Source organism: Pseudolactococcus piscium, from assembly GCF_002441695.1.
In the GTDB taxonomy this organism is placed as follows: Bacteria; Bacillota; Bacilli; order Lactobacillales; family Streptococcaceae; genus Pseudolactococcus; species Pseudolactococcus piscium.
Genome location: NZ_JXJW01000007.1, coordinates 47,029 through 72,867, shown reverse-complemented (window position 1 = coordinate 72,867; position 25,839 = coordinate 47,029). Strand labels below are relative to the sequence as shown.

Here is a 25,839-nt window from a genome sequence, read left to right as displayed (position 1 = left end):
ACACAACAGTTAAAAAATATACAACCAGTCAATAAAAAAGCCCCTAAACGTCGTTATTTAGGGTTAATTTTAATTACTGTGATTTTAGTTATGATGCTACCCACAATTAATCTTGTAAAGTCATACCAAACTTTACAAAGTCGTCGGACGCTTCAGGTTAAGTATGATAAAAAATCAGCACAACTAGATCAACAATTAGTGATCAAGAAAGCAAATATCACGAAGTTACAAGATCCTCTTTTTATCGAAAAGTATGCAAGAGCAAAGTTTTCCTACTCCAAACAGGATGAGAAGGTGTTTCCAATTCCAGACTTATCTGACGGAGGCGTCACTGATATAAAATGATTGGTCACATAAAACATATTTCAAAATTTGGTCTTTTTATTACGGTTTTATCCTCAGAGTTAAGTCAAGAAGCACTGCTTGCTTTATCTTATTCTGAGACAGGATTAGCCAGTGTACAAACAGGTTTATTGCGTTGGTCAGAAACACCCTCAGGTGAGAAATACCATAAGGGTGAAGCGATTAATGTAAGCGTTAAGGCTGTTAGAGAAGATAAAAAGATAGAGCTTGCATTGGTAGATGAAGCTTTTTTGGCAAAGTATGAGCAAAAAATGACCACTACTCTAGACAGGTTAACTAACTTGCACATTAAAAATCAAGAGGTAAGAAACTTATGACAACGAAAAATGGTCAATTAAATGATGGACGAGAAGTCTACCTGAATGGCAACTATGTTTCAAATTTAGCTAGTGAGGCTGTTTTTTCGCGTACTTTAAAAATTATCCAAAGATATTATGACTTACAGCATGAAAATAAAGCGCATACTTTTTTTGAAGGTGATATCCAGTCTTCAGTGATGTTTCTTACGCCCAAATCAGCAGCAGACTTAGCAAAAAAACGCCAAATATATGAAGAGGTTGCCAGGGAGTCATATGGTATGTTAGGTAGAACACCTGACTTTATTAACGCTGGTGTTGCTGTGTTAGAAAACTATGCTGATAATTTAGGTAGTGATGATCATATCAACTTTGCCTTAAACGCAAAAAAATGGGCTAACCATGTTAAAAGTGAAGATACATTTGTTAGCCATGCCATTCAAAATCCACAGGTTGATCGACAAAAAGGATTATCTGAGCTACTTGTTTCAGGTCAAGAATTTGCAGGCGTCTGGATTAAAGAGCGCCGCTTGGATGGTGTTATTGTTAGAGGTGCAAAACAAGTTAATACGCTAGCGCCGCTGGCAGATGAGCTGCTCATATTTAATTTACCTGGACTAACTCCTGAGGATGAAAAGTTTGCATTGGCTTTTGCGATGCCGATAGCAACAGAAGGGGTAAAAGTTGTCTGCCGTAAGTCAACTATGAAAACGACTTATTCTTTAGCGGACTATCCTTTATCGAATGCTTTTGATGAAATAGATGCCTTTATTTTATTTGATGATGTTTTCATCTCTAATGATGCCTTGTTTGTTTGTGGTAATGTCAACAAATCGAATGCCTTTTTTGAGGCAAGTGGCCTATTTAATCATACGGCCCATCAGGATGAAGTTCGCGGCTTTATAAAATTAGAATTTGTGACAGGACTAGCTGTTAAACTAGCTGACAAACTTGGGTTAAGAGGCTTTCAACGTGTTCAAGAAATGCTAGGACAATTATCCGTGAATTTGGAGATGATTCGCTCATGTATCATCGCGAGTGAAGTCACTGGTAAGATGCAAAATGATGTGTTTACACCAAATATGCAAACATTGCTAGCCGTACGAGCTAATTTAACGACTTATTATGATGAAGCAATCCGTGCAATTGCAGAGTTTTCTGCAGGATCTGCAGTTGGCGTGCCAGACTTTCGTGAGTTTCAAAATGCAAAAATAGGCAACATGCTAGAAAAAGCCATGACGAGTCCGCTGATGGATGCTGCCGAACGGGCTTTACTATTAAATCTTGCTTGGGATATTACTGGTGAGAGTTTTGGACAGCGTCAACGTGTCTATGAATTTTTACATGGTGGTAATCCAATGTTTATTAGGATGCAACATCTTGTAAACACTGATTTAAGTGATGCCAATAAGATGATTGATAAGGTTTTAGAAAATGCAAGACAAGATAGCAAATAAGCGCGTTTATTTATTACAATGGGTTGTTTTTTTTATCATGCTACTGCCTGCTTTTTGGACATTTCCGAAAGCAACACAGGCTAATAAGGTATTAACCTCTGATAAACCTAATTTGGTTAGCCAACACGCACAGTCGCAAGAGCGGCCGTTAAGTTTAACAGATATTCAAACCTATTCAGATGCAATGCTGACGATTAAGGCTAAAAAAACAGCTGTTAAAACGCCGTCAAATATTGTTAAAGTTAATAAAAAAGAGTTAAAGTTAACAGATGGTACTTTTATTAAAAATAGTTCAGATATCTTAAAAATAAGTAAGACAAGTAATCAAGTTGTCTATACAGTGGTGGAGACCCCTGTTTTTTACAAACCGTTGACAACGTATGACAATATTGTTTACGAGACCTTATCTGCTGGAGTGAAGGTGAAGGTGGATAAAACTGTGACCACAAATTTTGGTGATTATTATAGGGTTTTGTTTGATGATGGTACGACAGGTTGGGTTGATGCTAAAAATATAACCGCTCAAAATCCTAAATTAGAGAAAGTTCAGGCATTGTTGGACCAGAAGTACAACAAGCCAAGCTATTCAATCTATGTAAAAGATATTGATAGTGGGTTTACAGCTGGTGTGAATCAATCTCAAAAAATGTACTCAGCAAGTTTAAGTAAGCTGCCAATTCTGTATTGGGCACAAAAACAAATCAACCTGGGAAATGTTAACCTAAATGATCCATTAGTCTATTCGGAGCAAGTTAATGGTTGGACTGGTGCCTTTCAGCCGGAAGGTACTGGTTTACTACCTAAAACTGCAGATGACAAACCCTATAGTTTGCTAGATTTAATTAATAGAACAGCAAAAGATTCAGATAATGTGGCGAGTAACATGATTGCATACTATGAAACAAAACAGTTTTCTGCTGACTTTCAAAGTGACATCACTGCGATTTCAGGTGAACCTTGGAATCCTGTTGGCCGAGAGGCATCAGCTGAAATGGTAGGCCGTGTTTTGTCTGCACTCTACAACGAAGGTGGCAATGCCTTTGATGCCTTGGTAGGTACGGACTATGATGCGGATCGTATTCCAGCTAATCTGCCAAAAACACTAAAAATTGCGCATAAAATCGGGACAGCATATGAATTTAATCATGATGCTGCCTTCATTTTTACTGATGAGCCCTATATTTTAGTGATAGAAACAAATAATAGTGCTGATAGTACTGAACTAGCAGCGATATCTAAAGATATATATGAGGTAATGAAGTGATACCTTACGACAAGTTTTTAAAGACGGTTGTTGATGCGCATTATTTTGATCAGCATGCTAGTGTACTAGTTGCTTTATCAGGAGGGAGTGATTCAATGACTCTTTTTGAGTGGCTTTATCAGGCAAAAGACAGACTAAATGTCACCTTATCTGTAGCGCATATCAACCACAAGCAAAGAGTTGTGTCTGATATGGAGGAAAGCCTACTAAGAAAAAAAATGGCTGAGTTGGGGGTGCCATTTTATACAGCGTATTATGAGGGGACTTTTTCAGAGGAAAAAGCGAGAAATTTTCGTTATACTTTTTTTGAAGAGGTCATGACAACACAGCACATTTCTGCGCTTGTGACAGCCCACCATGGTAATGATGTGATAGAAAACTTTTTAATCCGGCAGATTCGTGGCTCACGGTTACGGTTTTTAACGGGTATGAAGCCAGTTCAAAGTTTTGGGTCAGATGAAGGGTCGGAACTGATTCGGCCACTGCTCTCTTTCGAAAAATCAGAGCTAACTGCAACGACTTATTTTGAGGATGCATCAAATGCGGAAAATGCGTACTTAAGAAATCGTGTTAGAAATACCTACATACCTGCTTTTAGCAAAGAAAATCCACGATTTTCAGAGAATCTAGCAGGTCTATCTGAAGAAATTGGGCTAGCAATGACGATTGTATCAGATAGTATTGCAGCATTCTCTGGTGCTAAACGCATTGAGTTAGTGGCCTTTAATGAGGAAACTGAAGCACTACAATATTTTATTCTACAAGACTATTTAACACAATTTCCTACACTAGAAGTTGCTAAGAGACAGTTTGACGAATTACTACACATTATTAGGCGACAGGGTCAGTATTTACACGCCATGTCGCCTGACTACAACTTTGTTAAAGATCAGCATTGTTTTTACATTGAAAAACGTGGAAATGAAATTGAATTTGAAACATCATTAACACCATTTGCCTTTGGTGAGTTTAGTCAAATAGCCATACCAGATATCGGAGAGATTATCATTAGAAAACGGCTTGCTGGGGACCGGGTTATGATTAATGGGATGCATAAAAAATTACGACGTTTTTTCATTGATAATAAAATTGCGCTAAAAAAGCGCGACAATCCCCTTGTCATAGTAGACAATCAAATTTATGGGGTGTTGGATGTCGTGTCTACAGATTTGAGTAAATCATTGAAACATGCTAAAATAAAACGAACACTTTACTATAGGGAAAAGAGATAGAAAATCATGTTGGAAAAAACAATTAAAAAAGTTTTAGTAACTGAAGATGAAATTTGTGCTAAATCACGTGAGATTGGCCAAGTTTTAACGCAAGAATATAAAGATAAAAATCCACTTATGGTTGCGATTCTCAAAGGATCAGTACCATTCTTTGCTGAATTAACAAAGCGTATTGATACACATATCGAGATGGACTTTATGGTCGTGTCAAGCTACCATGGCGGGACGTCTTCATCTGGTGAAGTTAAGATGATTAAAGATCTAGATACGTCTGTTGAAGGTCGAGATATCATTATCGTTGAAGATATTATTGACACGGGTCGGACGCTTCTTTATTTGAAACAATTGTTACTGCATCGTAAAGCCAAGTCAGTAAAAATCGTGACCTTAGTCGATAAGCCAGAAGGTCGAGTAGTAGAGATTGAGGCTGACTATGTTGGCTTTAGTCTACCTAATGAATTTTTAGTTGGTTTTGGGCTAGACTATGATGAACATTTCCGTAATCTACCATATATCGGTATTTTAAAAGAAGAAATCTATCAAAATAACGATTAGGCTTTCCATTTGGGTGTCGATTGTCTAAGTGGTTGTAATTGCTTCATCAGTCTTAAGACTGATATTGACCAAACTTGACCTTAATTAATAGACATTTTTGTAAAAATTTGTCATAATATTTGAATAATACTAAATTTAGACAAGGATTTTATGAATAATAAAAATAAAAATACTGGATTCATAAAGAACTCATTTTTGTGGGTCATTTTGATCATAGTTGCAGTTGTTGGCTTCCAATACTTTTTCAAAGGCGCTAATAGTGATTCGGTCGAAAAAGTCGATTATACAGCATTAGTCAAGAGCTTAAAAGCGGGTGAAATCAAAGAAATCACTTATCAACCATCTGCTTCTTTGATTTCTGTATCTGGTGAATATAAAAAAAGTAAAACAGTTAAATCTGATACGAGTTTTTCACTAATTCCAAACAAGTCTAAAGAAGTTAAAAACTTTACTAGTCTGGTATTACCGACGGACACGACAATCAGTGATCTTCAAAAATTAGCTGACAAAGAAGATGTTAAGGTAACAGTTAAACCAGAAGCATCTAACGGTATTTGGCTAACATTACTAGGCTCTTGGCTACCACTATTATTGATGATTGGCTTCCTCTACATGATGATGGGAGGCATGCGTGGCGGTGGTGCTAACGGTGGCGGCAACCCAATGAATTTTGGGAAGTCCAAAGCTAAAGAACAAGACAAGAAAACGATTAAAGTTCGCTTTTCTGACGTAGCAGGCTCTGATGAAGAAAAACAAGAACTTGTTGAAGTTGTTGATTTCTTGAAGAACCCTAAAAAATATCATGATTTAGGTGCCAGGATTCCTGCTGGTGTGCTCCTTGAAGGCCCTCCAGGTACTGGTAAAACCTTACTTGCTAAGGCAGTTGCTGGCGAAGCTGATGTACCCTTCTTCTCTATTTCTGGTTCTGACTTTGTTGAGATGTTTGTTGGTGTTGGTGCGTCACGTGTTCGTGACCTATTTGAAAATGCCAAAAAAAGTGCACCTGCTATCGTCTTTATTGATGAGATTGATGCTGTCGGTCGCCAACGTGGTGCCGGCATGGGTGGTGGTAACGATGAGCGTGAGCAAACACTCAATCAGCTTTTAGTTGAGATGGATGGCTTTAACGAAAGTAATGAAGCAGTTATCGTCATTGCTGCAACAAACCGTTCTGATGTCTTAGACCCAGCACTTTTACGTCCAGGTCGTTTTGACCGTAAAGTACTTGTTGGCGCACCGGATGTAAAAGGTCGGGAAGCAGTCTTGCGCGTTCATGCTAAAAATAAACCGCTGGCAGCAGATGTTGACTTAAAAGTTGTGGCGCAACAGACACCAGGATTTGTTGGTGCAGATTTAGAGAATGTCCTTAACGAAGCAGCACTCGTTGCTGCTAGACGTAATAAAAAAATCATCGATGCATCTGATATCGATGAAGCAGAAGATCGTGTGATTGCTGGTCCTGCTAAGAAAGATAAGCGTATTTCTGATCGTGAACGTGAGATGGTTGCCTATCATGAAGCTGGTCACACAATTGTTGGTCTCGTCTTATCAAATGCTAGCTTTGTGCACAAAGTGACGATTGTTCCCCGTGGTCGTGCGGGAGGCTACATGATTTCTTTACCAAAAGAAGATCAATTCTTGTTGTCTAAAGAAGACATGCAAGAGCGTTTAGCTGGTCTCATGGGTGGTCGTACTGCAGAAGAGATTATCTTTAATGCGATTACGACTGGCGCTTCAAATGACTTTGAGCAAGCGACGCAACTAGCTCGTGGCATGGTCACACAGTATGGTATGTCTGAAAGACTAGGTACTGTGACACTTGAAGGTAATTCTCAAGCTGTCTTTATTGGTCGTGACTATGGTCAAACCAAGGGATATAGTGAATATACTGCACAAGCGATTGATGAAGAAGTACGCAATATCATCAATGAAGCACATGAAAAAGCACATGAGATTATCGAAAGTCATCGTGAACAACACAAAGCAATTGCACTCGCTTTGCTTGAGCATGAAACACTGGATGCGCGTCAAATCAAATCATTGTTTGAAACTGGTAAGATGCCAACTGCGGATTCAGCAGAAGCCGAAACAGTTGAGCCAGCTACTTTTGAAGAAACGTTAAAGGCTGTAAATGAACAAGAAGTTGAAAAAAAAGAGGCTGATGTAGATCACCTTGAATCTCAAGATAGTTAAGCAAAGATCAGACGTTGATGTCTGATTTTTTGTTATGTGTATGGTATAATGAAAGTCATTATAGCTGAGGAAAAATGGACAAATGGGTCAAACATTTAAAGAAAAAGTAGCGGCTCTGGAGTTAAAAAGACAAGCTGAACTGACTATGTCAGAGCAACCTAAACTTAAGCTGAAAACTGATGAGCAGTCTGAATCTAGTGATGAGACAAAAGATGCTTTTGAAGGATCTAGCGTAGGCGTCGTCAAAAAAGAGGTTAAATTCCGGCATCAAACACTGGCTATTTTTGCTAGTCTTTTTGTGATTTTATTGGCTTATCTTTATGCAACTGATGTCATTACATTTTCCAAAAATGCAAGTCAGACGTCATTGGATAAAACATTTGTCTATAAAGGTGGCATGGAAAATGGCAACTTTTCTGGGAATGCCGTCGTATCAGATAAATCAGGTAATCAATTAACCGCAAAATTTAAATCAGGTAAAATCGATGGTGCTGTTACCTATCAAAAAAAAGATGGCTACGCTGTGACGCAAAAGACAGAAAATAAGACTTCCGTAACACTTGTCGACAAAACAGTGATTACAAAAACTGCTGATCAGTATACGACCAAGACAACTGATTTTTCTTATACTGGCAGTTGGCGATTTGCTGGTACTTGGCAAGGTGACATGCTATTTTCTAACAAAGCAAGCTACAAAGGGAGTTGGAAAAATGGCTTACCAAATGGTCAGGGTATCTATACAACGATTTTAGGAGAAGCAATGGACAGAAAATTCAAGTTTGGAGTGCCTCAAAATGCGAATTAAATGGTTTTCATTAGTTAGAATTATCGGCCTTGTTCTGGTTTTGTTTTATCATTTTTTTGTAAAACAGTTCCCAGGCGGTTTTATTGGTGTTGATATATTTTTTGTTTTTTCAGGTTATTTGATTACAGCATTATTCTTTATTGAGCTTGAAAAATCACAGACATTTGATGTATTAAAGTACTATAAAAGACGATTTTTAAGAATATTTCCACCACTAATTATGATGATTATGATGGTATTGCCATTCTCACTACTGCTACCATCTGATTTTAGAGCAAATTTAGCTAAACAAGTGTCAGCTGCGATTGGTTTTGCGACAAATAGATTTGAGATATTATCTGGCTCTTCATATGAAGCACAACAGACACCTAAACTTTTTGTCCATACTTGGACATTATCGCTAGAGTTTATATTTTATTTAATATGGGGCGTCATCCTGCTAGGCATTGTGCTACTTCTTAAGCATTTTAAACAAAAAGATAAATTTTTAATTGGTTATACAAAGATTTTGGTTCTTATCGTCAGTTTTTTTTTGGCAGTCTTTTCGATTATCAGACTTCAGTTGACCTTCGATCCTCACTATCTAAGTTACAGTTATTTTTCTTTTAGTACACACATGTTCCCATTCTTTATAGGCGCAATTACTGCGGTCTTCTTTGGTATTAAGATTGAACCTGAAAAAAAAGCGTTCTTTGCAAGCTATCCGCTGAAAAAATGGGTATTAGGGACTATTCTAGCTAGTGGTGTCTTGTTGTTCTTGACTATATTTGGTAAGTTTGAAAGCACTTGGACGATTAGAACGAATCTCATCTTATCAAGCCTGATGGCAGCTCTATTAATTGTTCAGTTCCGTATTTTACATGAGCGGACGACTGTGGATGAACCTAAAGTGTTAACAGTTTTAGCAGATACTTCTTATAGTGTTTATCTGTTTCATTGGCCCGTATGGTTGATTATCTCTCATTTTATTAACCAAGTTTTTATCGCGGGTATAGTAAGCTTTTTCATTTCATTACTGTGTGCCTGTTTTGTTTATTATGGGGTCGAACCTTACTTTCATGGTAAAGCACTACCGACATTTATGAAGCAAAAATTATTTTATGCGGGAGTTGGTGTGCTGTCCCTCTTATGCCTTATCATCGCTATATCTGCGCCTAAAGTATCAAAAATTGAGCAAAGTATTAATGAAGCACAAATTAGTCAAACCATGACTAAACTTGATAAACAGGGACAATTGGCACAAAATTTGGTTGATACAGGAAAAGGTATTTTTGCTAATACTGCATGGCAAAATGCTAGTCTGGGATTTTCATCCAGTGCAGATTTACAATTGAAGCAAACTGTCTTAAAGGATGTGGAAACGACATCTGATGATGTATTAAATTCGACTCAGACAATTCTTGGAGATTCAGTCATGGTAGGTGTGGTCCCTTATCTAACGACGATTTTACCGGATGCTGATGTGAATGCTGAAGTCGGGAGAAATTACGACAACATTTATAAGCTTTTTGCTCAAAAGGTAAAAGAGAAGACCATTGGTAGCTATATTGTGATTTCTGCAGGTGCCAATGTTACAGCAGATATGATTACCGATGTTCAAAAAATCATAAGTGAAAGTCCTAAAGACAGCCGAATTGTATTTGTAACACCATTTGATGGGAATAATATGGGGGTTTTGAATCAGTTTAATGCACAATTAAGGGAAATGACAAAACAATATCCATGGGTTGTGATTGTAGATTGGGCAGCCTATATCTCACCACTACAAAGCGAGTTATGGGCAGATAAGATTCATTTTGGTGGGAAACCAGACGTATCAAGTCAATATCTTGACCTAGTTGTTAAAGGATTGAATCAGGTATCAAAAGTTAAAGGGAAACCATAGCATTACAATTAGATAACATTTTATGAAGAGTCTGTAACAAGGCTTTTTTTGTTACTTACTTCATGTTAGAATACTATTTATATGTCTATATTAACTAAAAATAACACATTTAAAAAATCTCATAAGATCTTGTTTACGCTACTTACAATTATTGGCATAACTGGATTAACCTCTGGCATTACAATATTCTTTATTTTAGGTAGTGGCACAAAATATGAAGCTGATACGCAAACATGTACATCTACACCAATAGAAATTAAACAGGTCACGTATCAGCAGACTCCAGCATCACAGGCTGATCACAATAAGTCTTCAATTATGACTAGTCAGACTAAGTTAGCAATAAATCCTGAGACTGTACCTACACCAGAAACTAACAACCTGTCTGAATCTGATGAGGTTGACTATGTTGTGCAAGATGGTGATTCTCTATCACAAATAAGCGAGAAATTTAAAACACCAGTTGCTTCTATTGTGCAGCAAAGTAAGTTGAAATCCCAAGAACAACTTTATTCAGGGCAGCATCTGAAATTTCTGAAATCTTACATTGTAAAGGAAGAGGAAGTAACCCCTATTTCAAACCAAGTGGTTGCACCAAATCCAGGTGAATCAACTACAGGTTCAGATGCTGTTACAGTAGATAATGGTAATAAGGTTGTACCAGGTGGCTTATCGAAAGAAGATAGAACGTACGTTTTATCACAACTACAATCTAGAACTGGTGTTGCTGCTAGTCAGTGGGATTACATCATTTCCAGAGAAAGTGGTTGGTTGTCATCGATAAAAAATACTATTGGTTATTATGGTTTGTTTCAGTTAGCCCCGAATTATCCAGGGTATGATGGGGATATAGATGCTCAAATAAATGGTGCCGTCTATCTTTTCAATAATGGTGGTATGAAACATTGGGCTCTGTAATCCCTATGTTTAAAGGGATGTTTAAGTAAAAAATAAACATATTAAAAAAAAATCAAAAAAGCACTTGACGAAAGTTCTGAATTACGATATAATTATTTTTGTTGCTGATTGAGGTATCTCAAAAAGTTAACAAACCCTGGTCCGTTGGTCAAGGGGTTAAGACACCGCCTTTTCACGGCGGTATCACGGGTTCGAATCCCGTACGGACTATTTATGGAGGATTACCCAAGTCTGGCTGAAGGGAACGGTCTTGAAAACCGTCAGACGTGTAAAAGCGTGCTAGGGTTCGAATCCCTAATCCTCCTTTGGGAATATGATTTCCTAATATAAAATTATCGCGGGATGGAGCAGCTCGGTAGCTCGTCGGGCTCATAACCCGAAGGTCGTAGGTTCAAATCCTGCTCCCGCAATATTCAAATCAGTAGGTCCCGTAGTGTAGCGGTTATCACGTCGCCCTGTCACGGCGAAGATCGCGGGTTCAATTCCCGTCGGGACCGTTAAAATGTCTAGTTACATTTTAAAATTAAACAAACCTTGGCTCGGTAGCTCAGTTGGTAGAGCAATGGATTGAAGCTCCATGTGTCGGCGGTTCGATTCCGTCTCGCGCCATAATTATGGAAGACCATAATGAATTTAGCGGGTGTAGTTTAATGGTAGAACCTTAGCCTTCCAAGCTAACTACGCGAGTTCGATTCTCGTCACCCGCTTCACCATTTTTTTATTGAAAAAAATGGTTTAGTTCCTTAATTAATACATCCTAAATTCGTTATCAGTAGATAAAAAACGAAAATTAGGGCGCATAGCTCAGCTGGTTAGAGCGCACGCCTGATAAGCGTGAGGTCGGTGGTTCGAGTCCACTTGTGCCCATTGAATGTTCAAACGTAAGTTTAGATATTCGAGATAAGTTTGGTGCTTATTGCATGAGAGATACACCTGTTCCCATGTCGAACACAGTAGTTAAGTCTCATTACGCCGGAAGTAGTTGGGGGTTGCCCCCTGTGAGATAAGGTCGGTGCCAAGCTTATTCCGCTTTAGCTCAGTTGGTAGTAGCGCATGACTGTTAATCATGATGTCGCAAGTTCGAGTCTTGCAAGCGGAGCTAAGTAAACGTTATCTGAGGATAGCGTTTTTTGTTGTTTAAATATGCTTTAAAGCATCTGATCACGGACAGGATTTCTGATTACTAGTTTAATGATGAGATTTGCATATCAAGTGACCTTATGACAAATTTATAAAACACTGAATCACTTACATTGTACTACANATGTCGCAAGTTCGAGTCTTGCAAGCGGAGTCAGAAAAAGTAAAGCCATCTATGTTTAAATAGATGGCTTTTTTTGTTATAATGGAAAGATGAAACATAAAAAAACCTACCAATTAAATGCCAGTTTTGGCTTAGTGATGTTTGTCATGCTTGGCTATTTAGTCAAGTTTTTTCCGGGTAGTTTGACCGGTGTGGACAGTAATATTCAGCGAGTGATTAGAGGAAATCTCTCAGCTACTTCAACTTCTTTTTTTAAACAAGTGACGCATTTTGGAAGTGCTCGATATGTGGTTATTATTTTAGGATTGCTATTGGTGTTATTTTTGATTAAGAAATGGTATACAGAAGCTATCTTTTTAACTGTAAATGTTGTAATGGCACCAATTTTGGTGACAATTTTAAAGTATGTTTATACTAGACAAAGACCTAGTATACCGCATTTAGTGGTAGAAAAAGGGCTGAGTTTTCCATCTGGTCATGCTACTGTTAGTATTATGCTTTATGTGACTTTGATGGTTATCTGTAGACAAAGGATTAAGCATCAATATGTTAAAAATATACCACTAGTCTTAGCGGTTATTATTGTGGGACTTATTGGTATGTCAAGAATTTACCTCGGTGTTCATTATCCGACGGATATACTTGGTGGCTGGTTGATAAGTGGTAGCTGGTTACTATTCTGGTTTCCAGTTTATGATGAATTAAGATTTAAATGGCGGTTTAAGGGAGTTCAAAAATAATGATGAAGCGATATACAACATGGAATGACTATCTTCGTGATAGTTATGGTGAAAAAGTGTTTAAGGTGCCGATTGATGCTGGATTTGATTGTCCAAATCGTGATGGTACGGTAGCGCATGGCGGCTGTACGTTTTGTACAGTTTCGGGCTCTGGTGATGCCATAGTAGCACCAGATGCACCAATTCCTGTACAGGTTGAAAAAGAGATTGAGTTCTTGCATCGTAAATGGCCTGGTGTTAAGAAATATATCGCTTATTTTCAAAATTTCACCAATACACATGATTCTGTAGACGTCATAAGAGAGCGCTTTGAGCAGGCAGTCGGACGACCAGATGTGGTTGGTATCAACATCGGGACACGTCCTGACTGTTTGCCTACTGAAACACTAGACTATCTAGCTGAATTAAATACACGCATTACAGTATGGGTTGAATTGGGCTTACAAACGACTTATGAGAAGACTAGTGATCTGATCAATAGAGCGCATGATTATCAAACCTATTTAGATGCTGTCGCTAACCTGCGTGCTCGTGGTATATTAGTTTGTGTGCATTTGATTAATGGTTTACCAGGGGAAACACCTGAGATGATGCTGGAAAATGTCCGTCGTGTTGTGACTGATTCTGATATTCAGGGGATTAAGCTCCATCTACTCCATTTAATGACAGGTACGAGAATGCAGCGTGATTTCCATCAGGGAGATCTCCAGCTAATGGCATTTGATGACTATGTTAATGTGATTTGTGATCAACTTGAAATCATTCCAAAAGAGATTTCAATTCATAGATTGACTGGTGATGCGCCTCGAGAGATGCTGATTGGTCCAATGTGGAGCTTGAAGAAGTGGGAAGTTTTAAATGCGATTGATGCTGAGTTGGTACGTCGCGATACGTTTCAGGGAGCTAAAGTATGCTAACACCTCTGCAAATGGTACATGAGTTCCTTTCGGATATTGGCCATGATGCTGTTGTTGTAGATGCAACGATGGGACAAGGCTATGATACTGTTTTCTTAGCCAATTTGAGTGATCATGTTCTTGCCTTTGATGTACAAGAGATTGCCCTAGAAACAACTAGGCAGCGCTTGTCTGAGCAAGAGCTAACCGCTGAGTTGATTCTAGATGGTCATGAAAATCTTGATTTATATATCAAGCAACCAGTTGATGCGGCTATTTTTAATTTAGGTTATTTACCTCAGTCTGATAAGTCTATTATCACACATGGGCAAACAACGTTAGCAGCATTAACTAAATTGTTAGCCTTACTCGTTCGAGGTGGCCGCATTGGGATGATGGTGTATTACGGTCATGATGGCGGAGTCGAGGAACGTGATGAGGTGTTAGCGTTTGTTATGGCATTACCTCAAAACACTTACCATGTCATGCGTTATGGTGGGATTAATCAGGCACATCAGCCACCCTTTGTTTTATTAATAGAGAAACGGTAATAGATAGCTGGATGTCATAACTGAATCACGTTTTATAAACCTTAATTGTATATAATACTTGCTATTTTCAGAATTTTCTTGTAAAATGAGTATAAATATGAAAATCTAAGAGAGAAATAGATTTCTGAGTGGACTTAAGAAAGCGTTTGGTGATGAGAAAACGTGTCAAATCAGAGATTACACATTCTTGAGAGTTTTGCTGAACAGGGGTTCCTTGCGTAGGCGAAAACGTGGTCAGCGTTAATGACAGAGTTTAAGTGGTGACGATTTTGACTATGCGGATATGCCTCACGAATAACTTGCTGAGAAAACAGTGGTGACACTGTTTTGAATAAAGGTGGCACCACGTCAAAACGTCCTTGTGAAGTACTTTCACATGGACGTTTTTTGTGTTAAATTTAGCAGATTTAGTAGATATAGGAGATTGTGTGATGAAAGGTTTACGACAAATTACCCCTTATGTAGCAGGTGCTCAACCGCAAGAAAAAGGGATGATTAAAATCAATACGAATGAACATGCTTTTTCACCAAGTCCAGCTGTACTAGCAGCCCTTCATGAGTTTGATGGAAATGGTCTTAGAAAGTATTCTTCAATAGAAAATGATAGCTTGCGATGTGCATTAGCCAAACAATTAGGGGTGCATCAGGATCAGCTGATTGTTGGTAATGGATCGGATGATATACTAGCCTTGGCTTTCTTGAGTTTTTTTAATTCAGATGATTCGCTATTATTTCCTGATATCACCTACGGATTTTACAAGGTATGGGCTGACCTGTTTAGAATTCCTTTTGAGGAAGTGCCATTAACTGCTCAGTTTCAAATCAACAGTGCAGATTATATGGATCGAAAAACTGGCGGTATTGTGATTGCTAATCCAAATGCACCAACTGGGATTTATAAAAACTTAGCCGAAATTGAAGCGATTGTGGTCGCTAATCAAGACGTTGTGGTGATTATTGATGAGGCTTATATTGCTTTTGGCGGGATAAGTGCCCTACCTTTAGTTGCTAAGTATGATAATGTCTTTATCACGCGTACCTTTTCAAAGGATGCTGCTTTAGCAGGCTTACGTGTTGGTTACGGGATTGGCTCACCCAAGTTATTGAAAGTCATACAGGCAGTCAAACATGCCTATAATCCTTATTCTGTTGATGCAATAGCTGAAAAATTAGCGACTGCTGCAGTTTCTGATGCTGCCTATTACACACAAGTTAATGCAGAGATTGTAGAGATAAGAGACTGGTTCTCTGCTGAATTGAAGGCGATAGGCTTTGATGTGTTACCTTCCAAAGCTAACTTCGTCCTAGTTAAGCCTGCGGGTATCTCGGCAAGTACCTTATTTGATTTCTTACAAACAAAAAAAATCTACGTCAGGTATTTTGGAGACAAAGCACGGTTGTCTGACTATCTGAGAATATCGATTGGGACAAAAAATGAGATGATTCGAGTCATCCAAATAATAGGAGATCTAGTTGCATGAAAAATAAACAATTAGCGCCAGGCATGCATGATAAGTTATTTAAACGCGCACATAGTATCTACCAAATAGAGACTAAGGTCGCTAATTTCTTGATGGCTAGTCGGATTAATCGGATTGACACCCCTATGGTCGAGTATGCAGGCGTATTTGAGGATGAATTTGACAATCATAACTATCATTTATTTGATAAGCACGGAGATTTGTTAGTCGTCAGACCAGATGTCACACAGTCAATCGCACGAGTTGTTGCAACGACTAAAGTGAGCTTACCAGTTAAGTTTTCCTATAGTGGTAAAGTGTTTCGAAATCACGATGAACTCAAAGGCTTGCAGAATGAACGTACCCAAGCAGGGATTGAATTCATAGGCTTTGATCCTGATCGGGCAATTACTGAAGCACTAGATTTGGCACAAGCGAGTTTAAAGCTTGCTGGTGTTGATACCTATCGACTTGAACTCAGTCATGCTGGTATTTTACAACCTATTTTTGATCAGTTTAATGAGGCGCAAGTTGCCTTACTGTCAAAAAAAATTAGCAATAAGTCAATTACTGGCTTAACGGAATTTGTTCGGCAATATCCTAGTGAGTTTGATGCATTTTTAGTGAATTTGCCACACTTGTTTGGTCAAGCTGAAACCGTATTAGCAGATGCTAAAAAATTAGTCACTAACTCGGCTATACTCGCTGCATTTGCTGAGATTGAAAACTTGAGCCATAACTTTGAACAGGTGACAGTCGATTTTGGGATGCTAGCTAAGCGCAGTTACTATACAGGTCTGATGTTCCGTGTCTTTAGTGATAAGGTACCCTATGCTTTTCTCAGTGGTGGGCGTTATGACAAGTTGTTCGAGCGGTTTGAAGCAGGGGCTGTCAGTGCAGTAGGCTGGGCATTAGATGTGGATGCGATTTATGAGGAGATACGTGAAGCACTTGTCTTTGATGGAGGAAGTCTATGATTACGATTGCATTAACCAAGGGTCGCATCGAAAAAGATACGGTTAAGATTTTGGCTCAGGCTGGATTTGATATGGGGTTCATGGCAGATAAAGGACGCAATCTGATTTTTATAGATCAGGCACAAGATTTACGTTTTTTACTGGTTAAAGCGCCTGACGTGGCAACCTATGTGGAACACGGCATCGCTGATTTGGGAGTGGTAGGCTCAGATGTCTTGTATGAGCATCCGGGAAATTACTTGGAGATGTTAGATTTAAATATTGGCTTGTGTAAATTTTCAGTAGCCAGTATTCCAAGTTATGACCCATTAGATCATAAGCGCAAAAAAATTGCGACAAAGTATCCTAAAATTGCCACTGATTTTTTTAATGCCAAACATGAAGATGTGGAAATCGTATCCATTCAAGGATCTGTTGAAATTGCACCTGTTATTGGGTTGACAGATGCGATTGTCGACATTGTTGAGACGGGGCATACACTTGCAGCTAATGGCTTGATCATCTTTGAGGATATTGTACGTGTCTCTTCTAGGCTGATTGCCAATAATGCAAGTATTAAGAAGAATCCAGAAATTATGGCACTCATTGCTAGGCTAGAGGCTGTTGTTGGAAATGAAGAGGTAGCATTTAATGGTTAAAATGAAACGATTGACAGGAACAGTTCAGGAAATTTCAGATGTCTTGGCAGCTGACTATGCAGCCTATTCACAAGCACAAAATGATGTTGATGACATCGTATCAAGTATTATCTCAAATGTGCGAGCAAATGGAGACAGTGCCCTTGCTGAGTATGCACAAAAGTTTGATGGGATGATACCGGAGCGACTTGAAGTTTCACGTGAAACAATCGCGCGTGCATTTGATGAGATTGATCCGGCTGTTTTAACTGCTTTGGAACATGCCAAAGCGAATATCGAATCTTACCATAAACATCAGGTCGAAAAAGGCTTTGTCGATACCGAAACAGATGGTGTGGTCAGAGGACAACTCGTTTTACCAATCGAAAAGGTTGGTGTCTATGTACCGGGTGGCACAGCGGCTTACCCCTCTAGTGTCTTGATGAATGTCTTACCTGCTAAGATAGCTGGTGTCCCTGAAATCTATATGGTGACACCACCACAAGTAAACTTTAATCCGGCTATTTTGGTTGCTGCCGCCTTATCAGGTGTCACGAAAATCTACCAAGTTGGTGGCGCTCAAGCCATCGCAGCCTTGGCTTATGGGACGCAGACGATACCAAAAGTTGATAAGATTACAGGACCTGGCAATGTTTTTGTTGCAACAGCTAAAAAACAAGTTTTCGGACAAGTTGGGATTGATATGATTGCTGGTCCGTCTGAAATCGGTGTGATTGCAGATGCATCCGCAAATGCGAGTTATGTTGCTGCAGATCTACTCTCACAAGCTGAGCACGATAAGTTAGCACGTGCCATACTCGTGACGAATTCAGTTGCCTTAGCTGATGCTGTTGATTTAGCCTTATCAGAGCAACTTGAAAGTTTGCCGCGTAAGGCCATTGCATATGAGTCGATTGTCCAAAATGGTCGGACGATCGTTACCGATACCATCGATGATATGTTTGCTTTGATGAATGATATAGCACCTGAGCATTTAGAGATTGCCATGGATAATGCCATCGAATATTTGCCAAAAGTTAAGCATGCTGGCAGTATCTTCTTAGGGCATTTTACATCGGAACCGATCGGCGACTATTATGCTGGGACGAATCATGTCTTACCGACATCGGGGACATCTCGCTTTTATAGTGCCTTAGGCGTTTACGACTTTGTCAAGCGTAGTCAGTTTACCTATTATAGTCAAGATGCGGTTGCTAAAGCGAGTAAAGATATTACGACCCTAGCATATTCTGAAGGGCTTGAGGGGCATGCAAGAGCGATAGAAATTCGTGATGAGCAAGCATAAGTGTAGCTGTTGACATGCAGTATATTAACATAAGTAAAGTGATAGCCAATAGGCTGTTAAAGTATCGTATAAAAGAGGATTAAGGAGATAGGATGACCAAAATTAAGGGTCTATTGATTATGGATGTGGATAGCACATTAATTCAAGAAGAAGGCATTGATTTACTTGGAGAGCTTGCAGGTAGTGGTCCTGAGATTGCTGATATTACACATCGTGCCATGAATGGAGAGCTTGATTTTGCTGAGTCTCTCAATGCGCGTGTTGGCTTATTAGCAGGATTACCGGTATCAGTTTTTGACACGATACGCAAACAAATCCATTTTACAGATGGTGCGCGTGACTTAGTTGACAGCTTACATGCTAAGGGATGGCGAGTTGGTGTCGTATCAGGTGGCTTTCACGAAACAGTAGATGGCCTTGCTAGAGAACTTGGTATTGACTATGTCCGTGCCAATCATCTGGAAGTCATAGCAGGCAAGTTAACTGGTAAGGTCACTGGGGATATCGTAACGAAATCAGTTAAACTGGATAGCTTAAAAAAATGGGCACAAGAACTTGGTCTAGACTTATCACAGACAGTTGCCATGGGCGATGGTGCGAATGATTTACCGATGATCCTAGCCAGTGGGATTGGTATTGCCTTTAATGCGAAAGACATCGTGCGTGAACAAGCACCCTACCAAATTAATGTGCCAAACTTGGCACTTGCACTTGATATCATCAAGGAAGTCAGAGGTGAGCTATGAGACAAGCAGAGATCATCAGAAATACTGCAGAAACACAAATTACCCTTGCGGTAAATTTAGATGCCCAGGACCCTGTTGAGATTGACACAGGTGTTGGTTTTTTTGATCACATGTTGACATTGCTGGCAAGACATGGCAGGTTCAGTCTTGTCGTTAAAGCAAACGGTGATTTACATGTTGACAGCCACCATACTGTAGAAGATGTTGGTATTGCACTTGGACAAGTGTTACGTGAGGCTTTGGGTGACAAAGCAGGCATTAATCGTTATGGGACAAGTTTTGTCCCCATGGATGAGACATTGGGCATGGCGAGTCTTGATTTATCAGGTCGGTCTTATCTTGTCTTCGATGCTGAGTTTACAAACCCTAAGTTAGGTAACTTTGATACAGAACTTGTGGAAGAATTTTTCCAAGCCTTAGCCTTTAATGTACAGATAAATCTACACTTGAAGATTTTACATGGCAAAAATAATCACCATAAGTCAGAAAGCTTGTTTAAAGCGACTGGTCGTGCGCTACGTGAAGCTGTGACCTTGAATCCCGAAATTCATGGTGTGAATTCGACTAAAGGAGTCTTGTAATATGACAATTGCAGTGATTGATTACGACGCAGGCAATACAGCAAATGTGTTGCGTGCACTAGAGAAGCTTGGTGTAACAGCAGTTTTGACAGCTGATCAAAATGTGATCAAGACTGCTGATGGCATCATCTTACCAGGTGTTGGGGCCTTTCCTATGGCAATGGCTGAGCTTGAAAAACGTGACTTGATCACAAGTCTGAAGACAGCTGTCGCAAGTGGTATACCACTTTTAGGTATTTGTTTAGGGATGCAGCTGCTACTTGACGCATCACAAGAACATACAGTTACAGAAGGACTGGGGTTAATTCCAGGAATCTGTCGCGCTATTCCAGCAGGTAAAGGCTTAAAAGTACCACATATGGGATGGAATAACTTAAGTGTTCATCGTGACACGGTATTGACAAGAGGTTTACAGGATAACTATGTTTATTTTGTACATTCCTACTTTACAGACGTTGCATCACAATTTTTAGATGCAACAGCAGACTATGGCATAGCCATTCCAGCTATGATTTCTCATGGTCATGTTTATGGCTGTCAGTTTCATCCAGAAAAATCTGGAGATGTCGGCTTGGGTATCCTAGAAAACTTTAAGGAGATTGTCTATGCAAATACTACCAGCAATTGATATCAAGAATGGTCGCGCAGTTCGTTTATATAAAGGCGATTTTGAACAAGAAACAGTTGTGAATGATAGCCCCTTGGCACAAGCGAAAATCTTTGCCAAAGCCGGTATGACCTATTTACACGTTGTTGATTTAGATGGCGCACTAGATGGTAGAGCAACCAGCGCACCAATCATTGAAGATATCGTCAAGCAGACTGGTCTAAAGATTGAAGTTGGTGGTGGTATTCGCACATTAGCACAAATTGGTGATTATCTAGCAAATGGTGTCGATCGCGTCATCATTGGGTCGATGGCTGTCACTGATCCTAACTTTGTTAGAGAGGCGTTAGCACAATTTGGTGCGAATAAGATTGTGGTTGGGATCGATGCTAAAAAAGGAATGGTTGCGACTAAGGGATGGCTAGAAACATCTGATGTTGACTTCATTACTTTGGCACTTGAGATGGAAAGAATGGGCGTCCGCCTATTTGTTTACACTGACGTTGACCGTGATGGGACCTTAACGGGTCCAAATCTTAGCCATTATGAGCAGCTAAAGGAGGCCCTGACGTCTGCTTCTGTCATCGCTTCTGGGGGAATTGCTGAAGTCAGTGATTTGAGCGCTCTTGCTGATATCGGGGTCACGGGTACGATTGTTGGTAAAGCTTACTACAATGGCAATATTAGTTTAGATGCGTTAAGGGAGTACTAACATGCTAGCAAAAAGAATCATTCCTTGTCTGGATGTCAAAGATGGTCGTGTTGTCAAGGGTGTCAACTTTGTTAACTTAACCGATGTTGGTGATCCTGCAGAAACAGCTAAACTCTACTATGAACAAGGATGCGATGAGCTTGTTTTTCTTGATATTACGGCGACTCATGAGGCACGTGATACGATGGTAGAGGTGGTGCGTCATGTGGCAAATCAAGTCTTCATCCCGTTTACAGTTGGTGGCGGTATTCGCTCTGTCTCTGATATGAGTAAGATGCTGAGGGCTGGTGCAGATAAAGTCGGCATCAATTCCAGTGCAGTCGCAAACCCTGACTTAATTCGTCAGGGTGCAGAAAAATTTGGCAACCAGTGTATTGTTGTTGCCATAGATGCTAAAAAACAAGCGGATGGCAGTTTTCATGTCTATGTCAATGGTGGCCGTAAGGATACGGGTCTTGATGCAGTCGAGTGGGCTAAGCAAGCAGTTGCCTTAGGTGCTGGTGAAATTCTTTTAACGAGTATGGATAAAGATGGGACAAAATCAGGATTTGACATTGCGCTAAGTAATGCGGTTGCCAATGCTGTAAATGTTCCTGTGATCGCTTCTGGTGGTGCAGGGACAGCTCATGATATGGTTGACGTATTCCAGCAAACATCAGTAACAGGGGCTTTAGCTGCCAGTGTTTTTCATTATGGTGAGATAGATATTAAGGACGTCAAATTGAAAATGAAAGCAAATCAGATTGAGGTACGTTTATGATGAGGCAAGCAAATTTTAGTCAGACTGACATTAAACTTGATTTTGAAAAAAGTCCTGATGGTCTTGTTCCTGTTATCGTGACAGATATTGCAAATGGCCAAGTCTTGATGTTAGCCTACATGAATGCGCAAAGTTATCAGCTGACATTAGAGACAAAAGAAATGTGGTACTGGTCGAGGTCTCGTCAGGAACTATGGCACAAGGGTGATACGTCAGGCCATTACCAATATGTTAAAAGCATTAAGGTGGACTGTGATTTTGACACGCTTCTGATTGCTGTTGAGCAAGTTGGTCCGGCTTGCCACACAGGAGCTAGAAGTTGCTTTTTTACAGATGTATTAGCGATTAGGGAGGAAACTAAATGATTACAGAGTTATACAAGCAGGCAATTGCCAGAAAAAAAGAGCCTAAGACAGGCTCTTATACGACTTATTTATTTGATAAAGGGTTAGACAAAATTCTCAAAAAAGTTGGTGAGGAAGCGACAGAAGTCATCATTGCTGCTAAAAATGCAGACAAGGTTGAGATCGCCAACGAGACAGCAGATGTCTTTTATCATATCGCTGTCATGCTAGCTGAAACTGGCGTTACACCAGCTGATATTCAAGCAGTACTTGATGCGCGAACTGGTAAGCAATCTCATGTCCATGACCGATCAGAGATAAATGATTATTAGACTTGGTCAAATAGATTTATTTTCGTCATACGTACATAACGATAAGTTTGCCATCAATCCGATGACAAGCTTTTTTAACTTAATCAACAGTCCCTACTTTCTTAAGTGGCCAAATACGGAGTTTGACTTCGCCGACGAGGTCTTTCTTCGAAAATGCACCAACTTGTCTAGAATCTTGTGAGACTAATCGATCATCTCCCATTAAGAAATACTGTCCTTTAGGTACAGTAACTGTGAAGTTAGTCTCCCCAGTTGCTGAAATTGTAAACGCTGCGGCGTTTTGTGCGAGTTCTTGGAAAAAGCCATTGTAACTGAAGGTCTCTTGTAGTTTATCTTTCGAAAACTTAGCCTTATAATCTTTCAGATAAGGCTCTTCAACTACTTTGCCATTAATGGTTAGCACATCTGCGTCAAATTTTATTGTATCGCCTGGCAGACCAATAACACGCTTGACGATATTTTTTTCTTTACCACTATTGCGGTCATATTCTTTAGCAACGACGATTTCTTGGCGCTTAATATTCACCGTTTTGACGATAATAAGCCGTTCCTTGTCAGCCAAAGTTGGATCCATAGAATGTCCTTCGACAATCACGGGTTTCCATACATAAATACGCAATATGAGAGCGATGAGGATAATCAGGACAAAGGGGCCCCATTCTTTAAGTACTTTCATTTATTTAATTTTCTCGCTTTCTCGGTATTGGCAAAATGAAGTTTCGCCACTTGACTAAGTGTTGACTCTCCAAACTGCTTAATGATGTTAGCTGCTGTTAGGTCAGATTTGTGACCTGCCCCACTGGGTAGGGTTATACCAAGATCTTGTGATAGGTCATCTAGTTCATCAAGAAATAGGCTTCTTGCGATAACAGATGAAACGGCAACAGTGTAAAACTGTCCCTCAGCTTTTTGAATTAGTGTGACCTTTCCGCTAGTTTGATTTGCTTCATTTTTGAGGTACTTGGCATAATTTTTTTCAGTTGTAAATGCATCTATGATGATATGATCAGGGACAACAGATACTTGTTTTTCCAGAAGAAAAATGGCTTGGTTATGCAGGGCAACTTTGACTGAAACTGCATTATAACCTGATTCGATGACCTCATTATATTTGCTAGGTGTGAGCAAAAGTGCCTTGTGTTGCATCTTATCCTTTAAAATTGGTGCAATTTGTCTTATTTTAGTATCCGTTAATTTTTTAGAATCATCGACACCCAATTTCTTAATAAGTGGGATATCTTGATCTGATAGAAAGGTTGCGACGACAGCTAGTCCGCCGAAGTAAGACCCATTACCAACTTCATCAGTTCCGATGATATTAGTTTGCGGTATCTTAGCAGTTGGCATACTATGATAACCAAATGGCCTAGCGTAATGCTCGGAACGTTCACCTTGGAACATGACTTTTCCTGAGCTATAAACTGTGATAACACAACCTTGTGGCTTAGCTAAAAATTGGATATATGGATTAGATGTAACAGACCTATAGGCTTGATAGGTCACAATGAGATGGGCAATTTCTTTTTGGGCTAACTTTAAAACGATGGTCATAAAAACTATTATAACAAAAAAACTTGACAAAACCTGTTAAAACATGATATTATTGAAAGCGGTATTGTTTACCCCATTTTTAGGTCCCGGAAACTTGAAAATACCGTCTATGGATAAGGAACGATTCACGGACACCCCGTAAACTACAGTAAAAAAATTGGAGAAATCATGAACAAAACTACCTATTTCGCTAAACCAGGCGAAGTTGAACGTAAATGGCACGTTGTTGATGCGACAGATATTCCTTTGGGACGTTTGTCAGCAGTTGTAGCGAGCATTCTACGCGGCAAAAATAAACCACAATACACACTTCATACAGATACTGGCGATTTCGTTATCGTTATTAATGCTGGACAAGTGAAATTAACTGGTAAAAAAGCAACTGACAAGATTTACTACAAACACTCAATGTACCCAGGTGGTTTGAAATCAATCACTGCTGGTGAATTGCGTGAAAAAAATGCAGTTCGTCTTATCGAAACTTCTGTAAAAGGTATGTTGCCACATAACACGCTTGGTCGTGCTCAAGGCATGAAACTTAAAGTATTTGTTGGCGCTGAGCATACACACCAAGCTCAAAACCCAGAAGTGCTTGACATTACAGGATTAATCTAAGGAGGACTAGACATTGGCACAAGTACAATACCTCGGCACTGGACGCCGTAAAAATTCAGTAGCTCGTGTACGTTTGGTACCCGGCACTGGTAAAATCACAGTAAACAACAAAGATGTTGAAGAATATATCCCACACGCTGACTTGCGTTTGGTAATCAACCAACCATTTGGCGCAACTGAAACAGTTGGTGCTTACGACGTTCTTGTAAACGTTAATGGTGGTGGTTATGCAGGACAAGCTGGTGCGATCCGTCACGGTATCTCACGTGCGCTTCTAAATGTAGACCCTGACTTCCGTGCGTCATTAAAACGTGCTGGTTTGCTTACTCGTGATGCCCGTATGGTTGAACGTAAAAAAGCTGGTCTTAAAAAAGCCCGTAAAGCTTCACAGTTTTCAAAACGTTAATATCTTTTATAGAGCAACGTTTCAAACACTTTATGGTTTCTACCATAGGGTGTTTTTTTTGTTTTTTATTGGTGAAGTTCACTCCAAATTCACACCAGTCATTTTTTAAGACTACGGTAAGCAATTTCTCGAACTTTTATCATCATCTGTGATAAGTTAACCTCATATTCTGCCAATTTATTTAAATAAGAGACTAATTATCTAACACAATTATCAATTACTACACATAACTGATAAATGACTTCTGGATACCATTTGTCTAATTCTATTTGCTCCAAAACGTATTCAGATCATATTATAACTATTTTTTCATCACTTTCAAAATGTTTTCAAATAAAAAAACTATCATAATTTGATAGATTTTATTTTTATGTAACTTTATTAATCAATTGCTATCAAAATAATA

Annotated in this window: 28 protein-coding genes, 8 tRNA genes and 1 rRNA gene; 35 read left to right on the top strand and 2 right to left on the bottom strand. The window is 39.3% G+C overall.

The features are described 5' to 3' along the window. Window positions 1-90 precede the first annotated feature (90 nt). The 33 genes from RU86_RS04770 (at window position 91) to hisE (ending at window position 22,861) form a co-directional block, all read left to right on the top strand. Window positions 91-345, top strand: coding sequence for a septum formation initiator family protein (locus tag RU86_RS04770; RefSeq protein ID WP_079504376.1), 255 nt, complete (start codon window positions 91-93; stop codon window positions 343-345). After that, window positions 342-680 (top strand): hypothetical protein, encoded by a 339-nt coding sequence (locus tag RU86_RS04765; protein WP_096814292.1) that lies wholly within the window; start codon window positions 342-344, stop codon window positions 678-680. Before RU86_RS04770 ends, RU86_RS04765 begins: the two co-directional genes overlap by 4 nt. Then, a complete protein-coding gene (locus tag RU86_RS04760; protein ID WP_096814291.1) occupies window positions 677-2,116 on the top strand; it encodes a 4-hydroxyphenylacetate 3-hydroxylase N-terminal domain-containing protein in 1,440 nt (479 codons plus the stop codon). Before RU86_RS04765 ends, RU86_RS04760 begins: the two co-directional genes overlap by 4 nt. Next, the gene (locus tag RU86_RS04755) at window positions 2,094-3,380 is read left to right on the top strand and encodes a serine hydrolase (RefSeq protein WP_096814290.1); all 1,287 of its coding nucleotides are present in this window, start codon (window positions 2,094-2,096) and stop codon (window positions 3,378-3,380) included. The genes RU86_RS04760 and RU86_RS04755 overlap by 23 nt, the downstream gene beginning before the upstream one ends. Further along, window positions 3,377-4,612: a tRNA lysidine(34) synthetase TilS gene (gene tilS / locus RU86_RS04750; protein WP_281252125.1), complete on the top strand. Its 1,236-nt coding sequence runs from the start codon at window positions 3,377-3,379 to the stop codon at window positions 4,610-4,612. Before RU86_RS04755 ends, tilS begins: the two co-directional genes overlap by 4 nt. A 6-nt stretch (window positions 4,613-4,618) precedes the next feature. Next, a complete protein-coding gene (hpt, locus tag RU86_RS04745; RefSeq protein WP_047914529.1) occupies window positions 4,619-5,167 on the top strand; it encodes a hypoxanthine phosphoribosyltransferase in 549 nt (182 codons plus the stop codon). Window positions 5,168-5,317: 150 nt separating this feature from the next. Next, window positions 5,318-7,360, top strand: coding sequence for an ATP-dependent zinc metalloprotease FtsH (gene ftsH / locus RU86_RS04740; protein ID WP_096814289.1), 2,043 nt, complete (start codon window positions 5,318-5,320; stop codon window positions 7,358-7,360). Between the two features lie 82 nt (window positions 7,361-7,442). After that, a complete protein-coding gene (locus RU86_RS04735; protein WP_096814288.1) occupies window positions 7,443-8,165 on the top strand; it encodes an MORN repeat-containing protein in 723 nt (240 codons plus the stop codon). After that, entirely contained in the window at window positions 8,155-10,050 is a 1,896-nt protein-coding gene (locus tag RU86_RS04730; RefSeq protein ID WP_096814287.1) for an acyltransferase family protein, read from the top strand. The genes RU86_RS04735 and RU86_RS04730 overlap by 11 nt, the downstream gene beginning before the upstream one ends. 81 nt (window positions 10,051-10,131) lie before the next feature. Next, window positions 10,132-10,968: a LysM peptidoglycan-binding domain-containing protein gene (locus RU86_RS04725; RefSeq protein WP_096814286.1), complete on the top strand. Its 837-nt coding sequence runs from the start codon at window positions 10,132-10,134 to the stop codon at window positions 10,966-10,968. A 138-nt stretch (window positions 10,969-11,106) separates the two neighbouring features. Continuing rightward, window positions 11,107-11,178: transfer RNA gene (locus RU86_RS04720), tRNA-Glu, on the top strand. 5 nt (window positions 11,179-11,183) lie between these two features. Beyond that, window positions 11,184-11,273: transfer RNA gene (locus RU86_RS04715), tRNA-Ser, on the top strand. Between the two features lie 31 nt (window positions 11,274-11,304). Then, window positions 11,305-11,378: transfer RNA gene (locus RU86_RS04710), tRNA-Met, on the top strand. A gap of 14 nt (window positions 11,379-11,392) precedes the next feature. Next, window positions 11,393-11,465, top strand: a tRNA-Asp gene (locus RU86_RS04705). Between the two features lie 39 nt (window positions 11,466-11,504). Further along, window positions 11,505-11,577 (top strand) — tRNA-Phe (locus RU86_RS04700). 27 nt (window positions 11,578-11,604) lie between these two features. Beyond that, a tRNA-Gly gene (locus RU86_RS04695) sits at window positions 11,605-11,675 on the top strand. Window positions 11,676-11,761: 86 nt separating this feature from the next. Further along, a tRNA-Ile gene (locus RU86_RS04690) sits at window positions 11,762-11,835 on the top strand. Between the two features lie 38 nt (window positions 11,836-11,873). After that, window positions 11,874-11,989, top strand: a 5S ribosomal RNA gene (rrf, locus tag RU86_RS04685). A gap of 4 nt (window positions 11,990-11,993) precedes the next feature. Further along, window positions 11,994-12,067, top strand: a tRNA-Asn gene (locus tag RU86_RS04680). A 254-nt stretch (window positions 12,068-12,321) separates the two neighbouring features. After that, window positions 12,322-12,972 (top strand): phosphatase PAP2 family protein, encoded by a 651-nt coding sequence (locus RU86_RS04675; RefSeq protein WP_096814285.1) that lies wholly within the window; start codon window positions 12,322-12,324, stop codon window positions 12,970-12,972. Continuing rightward, window positions 12,972-13,889 carry a tRNA modification radical SAM protein MnmL/YtqA gene (gene mnmL / locus RU86_RS04670; protein WP_047914534.1) on the top strand — a complete coding sequence of 306 codons (918 nt, stop codon included), beginning with the start codon at window positions 12,972-12,974 and terminating at the stop codon, window positions 13,887-13,889. The genes RU86_RS04675 and mnmL overlap by 1 nt, the downstream gene beginning before the upstream one ends. After that, the gene (mnmM, locus tag RU86_RS04665; RefSeq protein ID WP_096814284.1) at window positions 13,883-14,419 is read left to right on the top strand and encodes a tRNA 5-(aminomethyl)-2-thiouridylate-methyltransferase MnmM; all 537 of its coding nucleotides are present in this window, start codon (window positions 13,883-13,885) and stop codon (window positions 14,417-14,419) included. Before mnmL ends, mnmM begins: the two co-directional genes overlap by 7 nt. A 431-nt stretch (window positions 14,420-14,850) precedes the next feature. Next, window positions 14,851-15,900 carry a histidinol-phosphate transaminase gene (gene hisC / locus RU86_RS04660; RefSeq protein WP_096814283.1) on the top strand — a complete coding sequence of 350 codons (1,050 nt, stop codon included), beginning with the start codon at window positions 14,851-14,853 and terminating at the stop codon, window positions 15,898-15,900. Next, window positions 15,897-16,856 carry an ATP phosphoribosyltransferase regulatory subunit gene (locus RU86_RS04655; RefSeq protein ID WP_096814282.1) on the top strand — a complete coding sequence of 320 codons (960 nt, stop codon included), beginning with the start codon at window positions 15,897-15,899 and terminating at the stop codon, window positions 16,854-16,856. Before hisC ends, RU86_RS04655 begins: the two co-directional genes overlap by 4 nt. After that, on the top strand, window positions 16,853-17,494 hold the full coding sequence (hisG, locus tag RU86_RS04650) for an ATP phosphoribosyltransferase (protein WP_096814281.1): 642 nt from the start codon (window positions 16,853-16,855) through the stop codon (window positions 17,492-17,494). Before RU86_RS04655 ends, hisG begins: the two co-directional genes overlap by 4 nt. A gap of 1 nt (window position 17,495) precedes the next feature. Then, the gene (hisD, locus tag RU86_RS04645) at window positions 17,496-18,779 is read left to right on the top strand and encodes a histidinol dehydrogenase (protein ID WP_096814309.1); all 1,284 of its coding nucleotides are present in this window, start codon (window positions 17,496-17,498) and stop codon (window positions 18,777-18,779) included. Window positions 18,780-18,871: 92 nt separating this feature from the next. Next, entirely contained in the window at window positions 18,872-19,525 is a 654-nt protein-coding gene (gene serB / locus RU86_RS04640) for a phosphoserine phosphatase SerB (protein ID WP_096814280.1), read from the top strand. Then, on the top strand, window positions 19,522-20,106 hold the full coding sequence (gene hisB / locus RU86_RS04635) for an imidazoleglycerol-phosphate dehydratase HisB (protein WP_096814279.1): 585 nt from the start codon (window positions 19,522-19,524) through the stop codon (window positions 20,104-20,106). The genes serB and hisB overlap by 4 nt, the downstream gene beginning before the upstream one ends. A gap of 1 nt (window position 20,107) precedes the next feature. Next, the gene (gene hisH, locus RU86_RS04630; RefSeq protein ID WP_096814278.1) at window positions 20,108-20,734 is read left to right on the top strand and encodes an imidazole glycerol phosphate synthase subunit HisH; all 627 of its coding nucleotides are present in this window, start codon (window positions 20,108-20,110) and stop codon (window positions 20,732-20,734) included. Further along, window positions 20,712-21,425 carry a 1-(5-phosphoribosyl)-5-[(5-phosphoribosylamino)methylideneamino]imidazole-4-carboxamide isomerase gene (gene hisA / locus RU86_RS04625; RefSeq protein WP_096814277.1) on the top strand — a complete coding sequence of 238 codons (714 nt, stop codon included), beginning with the start codon at window positions 20,712-20,714 and terminating at the stop codon, window positions 21,423-21,425. Before hisH ends, hisA begins: the two co-directional genes overlap by 23 nt. A gap of 1 nt (window position 21,426) precedes the next feature. Then, window positions 21,427-22,185 carry an imidazole glycerol phosphate synthase subunit HisF gene (hisF, locus tag RU86_RS04620; RefSeq protein ID WP_096814276.1) on the top strand — a complete coding sequence of 253 codons (759 nt, stop codon included), beginning with the start codon at window positions 21,427-21,429 and terminating at the stop codon, window positions 22,183-22,185. Continuing rightward, a complete protein-coding gene (hisI, locus tag RU86_RS04615; RefSeq protein ID WP_096814308.1) occupies window positions 22,185-22,550 on the top strand; it encodes a phosphoribosyl-AMP cyclohydrolase in 366 nt (121 codons plus the stop codon). Before hisF ends, hisI begins: the two co-directional genes overlap by 1 nt. Further along, entirely contained in the window at window positions 22,547-22,861 is a 315-nt protein-coding gene (gene hisE / locus RU86_RS04610) for a phosphoribosyl-ATP diphosphatase (protein WP_096814275.1), read from the top strand. The genes hisI and hisE overlap by 4 nt, the downstream gene beginning before the upstream one ends. A gap of 79 nt (window positions 22,862-22,940) precedes the next feature. On the opposite strand, the gene lepB is transcribed toward hisE, so the two are convergent. Continuing rightward, window positions 22,941-23,537 carry a signal peptidase I gene (gene lepB / locus RU86_RS04605; protein ID WP_096814274.1) on the bottom strand — a complete coding sequence of 199 codons (597 nt, stop codon included), beginning with the start codon at window positions 23,535-23,537 and terminating at the stop codon, window positions 22,941-22,943. Further along, entirely contained in the window at window positions 23,534-24,412 is an 879-nt protein-coding gene (gene rnhC / locus RU86_RS04600; RefSeq protein ID WP_096814273.1) for a ribonuclease HIII, read from the bottom strand. Before rnhC ends, lepB begins: the two co-directional genes overlap by 4 nt. A 168-nt stretch (window positions 24,413-24,580) precedes the next feature. Between rnhC and rplM the strand changes: the two genes are divergently transcribed. Together rplM and rpsI are read left to right on the top strand one after the other, a co-directional pair. Next, the gene (gene rplM / locus RU86_RS04595) at window positions 24,581-25,027 is read left to right on the top strand and encodes a 50S ribosomal protein L13 (RefSeq protein ID WP_047914548.1); all 447 of its coding nucleotides are present in this window, start codon (window positions 24,581-24,583) and stop codon (window positions 25,025-25,027) included. A 13-nt stretch (window positions 25,028-25,040) separates the two neighbouring features. Further along, a complete protein-coding gene (rpsI, locus tag RU86_RS04590; protein WP_003137384.1) occupies window positions 25,041-25,433 on the top strand; it encodes a 30S ribosomal protein S9 in 393 nt (130 codons plus the stop codon). Window positions 25,434-25,839: the final 406 nt, after the last annotated feature.

Bases quoted from the DNA above. Each gene is read 5' to 3' on its own strand.
- RU86_RS04770 (WP_079504376.1), top strand. From the start codon at position 91: ATGATGCTACCCACAATTAATCTTGTAAAGTCATACCAAACTTTACAA.
- hisB (WP_096814279.1), top strand. From the start codon at position 19,522: ATGAGACAAGCAGAGATCATCAGAAATACTGCAGAAACACAAATTACC.
- hpt (WP_047914529.1), top strand. From the start codon at position 4,619: ATGTTGGAAAAAACAATTAAAAAAGTTTTAGTAACTGAAGATGAAATT.
- RU86_RS04765 (WP_096814292.1), top strand. From the start codon at position 342: ATGATTGGTCACATAAAACATATTTCAAAATTTGGTCTTTTTATTACG.
- serB (WP_096814280.1), top strand. From the start codon at position 18,872: ATGACCAAAATTAAGGGTCTATTGATTATGGATGTGGATAGCACATTA.
- RU86_RS04675 (WP_096814285.1), top strand. From the start codon at position 12,322: ATGAAACATAAAAAAACCTACCAATTAAATGCCAGTTTTGGCTTAGTG.
- hisD (WP_096814309.1), top strand. From the start codon at position 17,496: ATGAAACGATTGACAGGAACAGTTCAGGAAATTTCAGATGTCTTGGCA.
- lepB (WP_096814274.1), bottom strand. From the start codon at position 23,537: ATGAAAGTACTTAAAGAATGGGGCCCCTTTGTCCTGATTATCCTCATC.
- hisG (WP_096814281.1), top strand. From the start codon at position 16,853: ATGATTACGATTGCATTAACCAAGGGTCGCATCGAAAAAGATACGGTT.
- RU86_RS04725 (WP_096814286.1), top strand. From the start codon at position 10,132: ATGTCTATATTAACTAAAAATAACACATTTAAAAAATCTCATAAGATC.
- hisF (WP_096814276.1), top strand. From the start codon at position 21,427: ATGCTAGCAAAAAGAATCATTCCTTGTCTGGATGTCAAAGATGGTCGT.
- hisE (WP_096814275.1), top strand. From the start codon at position 22,547: ATGATTACAGAGTTATACAAGCAGGCAATTGCCAGAAAAAAAGAGCCT.
- hisH (WP_096814278.1), top strand. From the start codon at position 20,108: ATGACAATTGCAGTGATTGATTACGACGCAGGCAATACAGCAAATGTG.
- ftsH (WP_096814289.1), top strand. From the start codon at position 5,318: ATGAATAATAAAAATAAAAATACTGGATTCATAAAGAACTCATTTTTG.
- rnhC (WP_096814273.1), bottom strand. From the start codon at position 24,412: ATGACCATCGTTTTAAAGTTAGCCCAAAAAGAAATTGCCCATCTCATT.
- hisA (WP_096814277.1), top strand. From the start codon at position 20,712: ATGCAAATACTACCAGCAATTGATATCAAGAATGGTCGCGCAGTTCGT.
- rplM (WP_047914548.1), top strand. From the start codon at position 24,581: ATGAACAAAACTACCTATTTCGCTAAACCAGGCGAAGTTGAACGTAAA.
- mnmM (WP_096814284.1), top strand. From the start codon at position 13,883: ATGCTAACACCTCTGCAAATGGTACATGAGTTCCTTTCGGATATTGGC.
- RU86_RS04730 (WP_096814287.1), top strand. From the start codon at position 8,155: ATGCGAATTAAATGGTTTTCATTAGTTAGAATTATCGGCCTTGTTCTG.
- hisI (WP_096814308.1), top strand. From the start codon at position 22,185: ATGAGGCAAGCAAATTTTAGTCAGACTGACATTAAACTTGATTTTGAA.
- mnmL (WP_047914534.1), top strand. From the start codon at position 12,972: ATGATGAAGCGATATACAACATGGAATGACTATCTTCGTGATAGTTAT.
- RU86_RS04735 (WP_096814288.1), top strand. From the start codon at position 7,443: ATGGGTCAAACATTTAAAGAAAAAGTAGCGGCTCTGGAGTTAAAAAGA.
- RU86_RS04655 (WP_096814282.1), top strand. From the start codon at position 15,897: ATGAAAAATAAACAATTAGCGCCAGGCATGCATGATAAGTTATTTAAA.
- RU86_RS04755 (WP_096814290.1), top strand. From the start codon at position 2,094: ATGCAAGACAAGATAGCAAATAAGCGCGTTTATTTATTACAATGGGTT.
- hisC (WP_096814283.1), top strand. From the start codon at position 14,851: ATGAAAGGTTTACGACAAATTACCCCTTATGTAGCAGGTGCTCAACCG.
- RU86_RS04760 (WP_096814291.1), top strand. From the start codon at position 677: ATGACAACGAAAAATGGTCAATTAAATGATGGACGAGAAGTCTACCTG.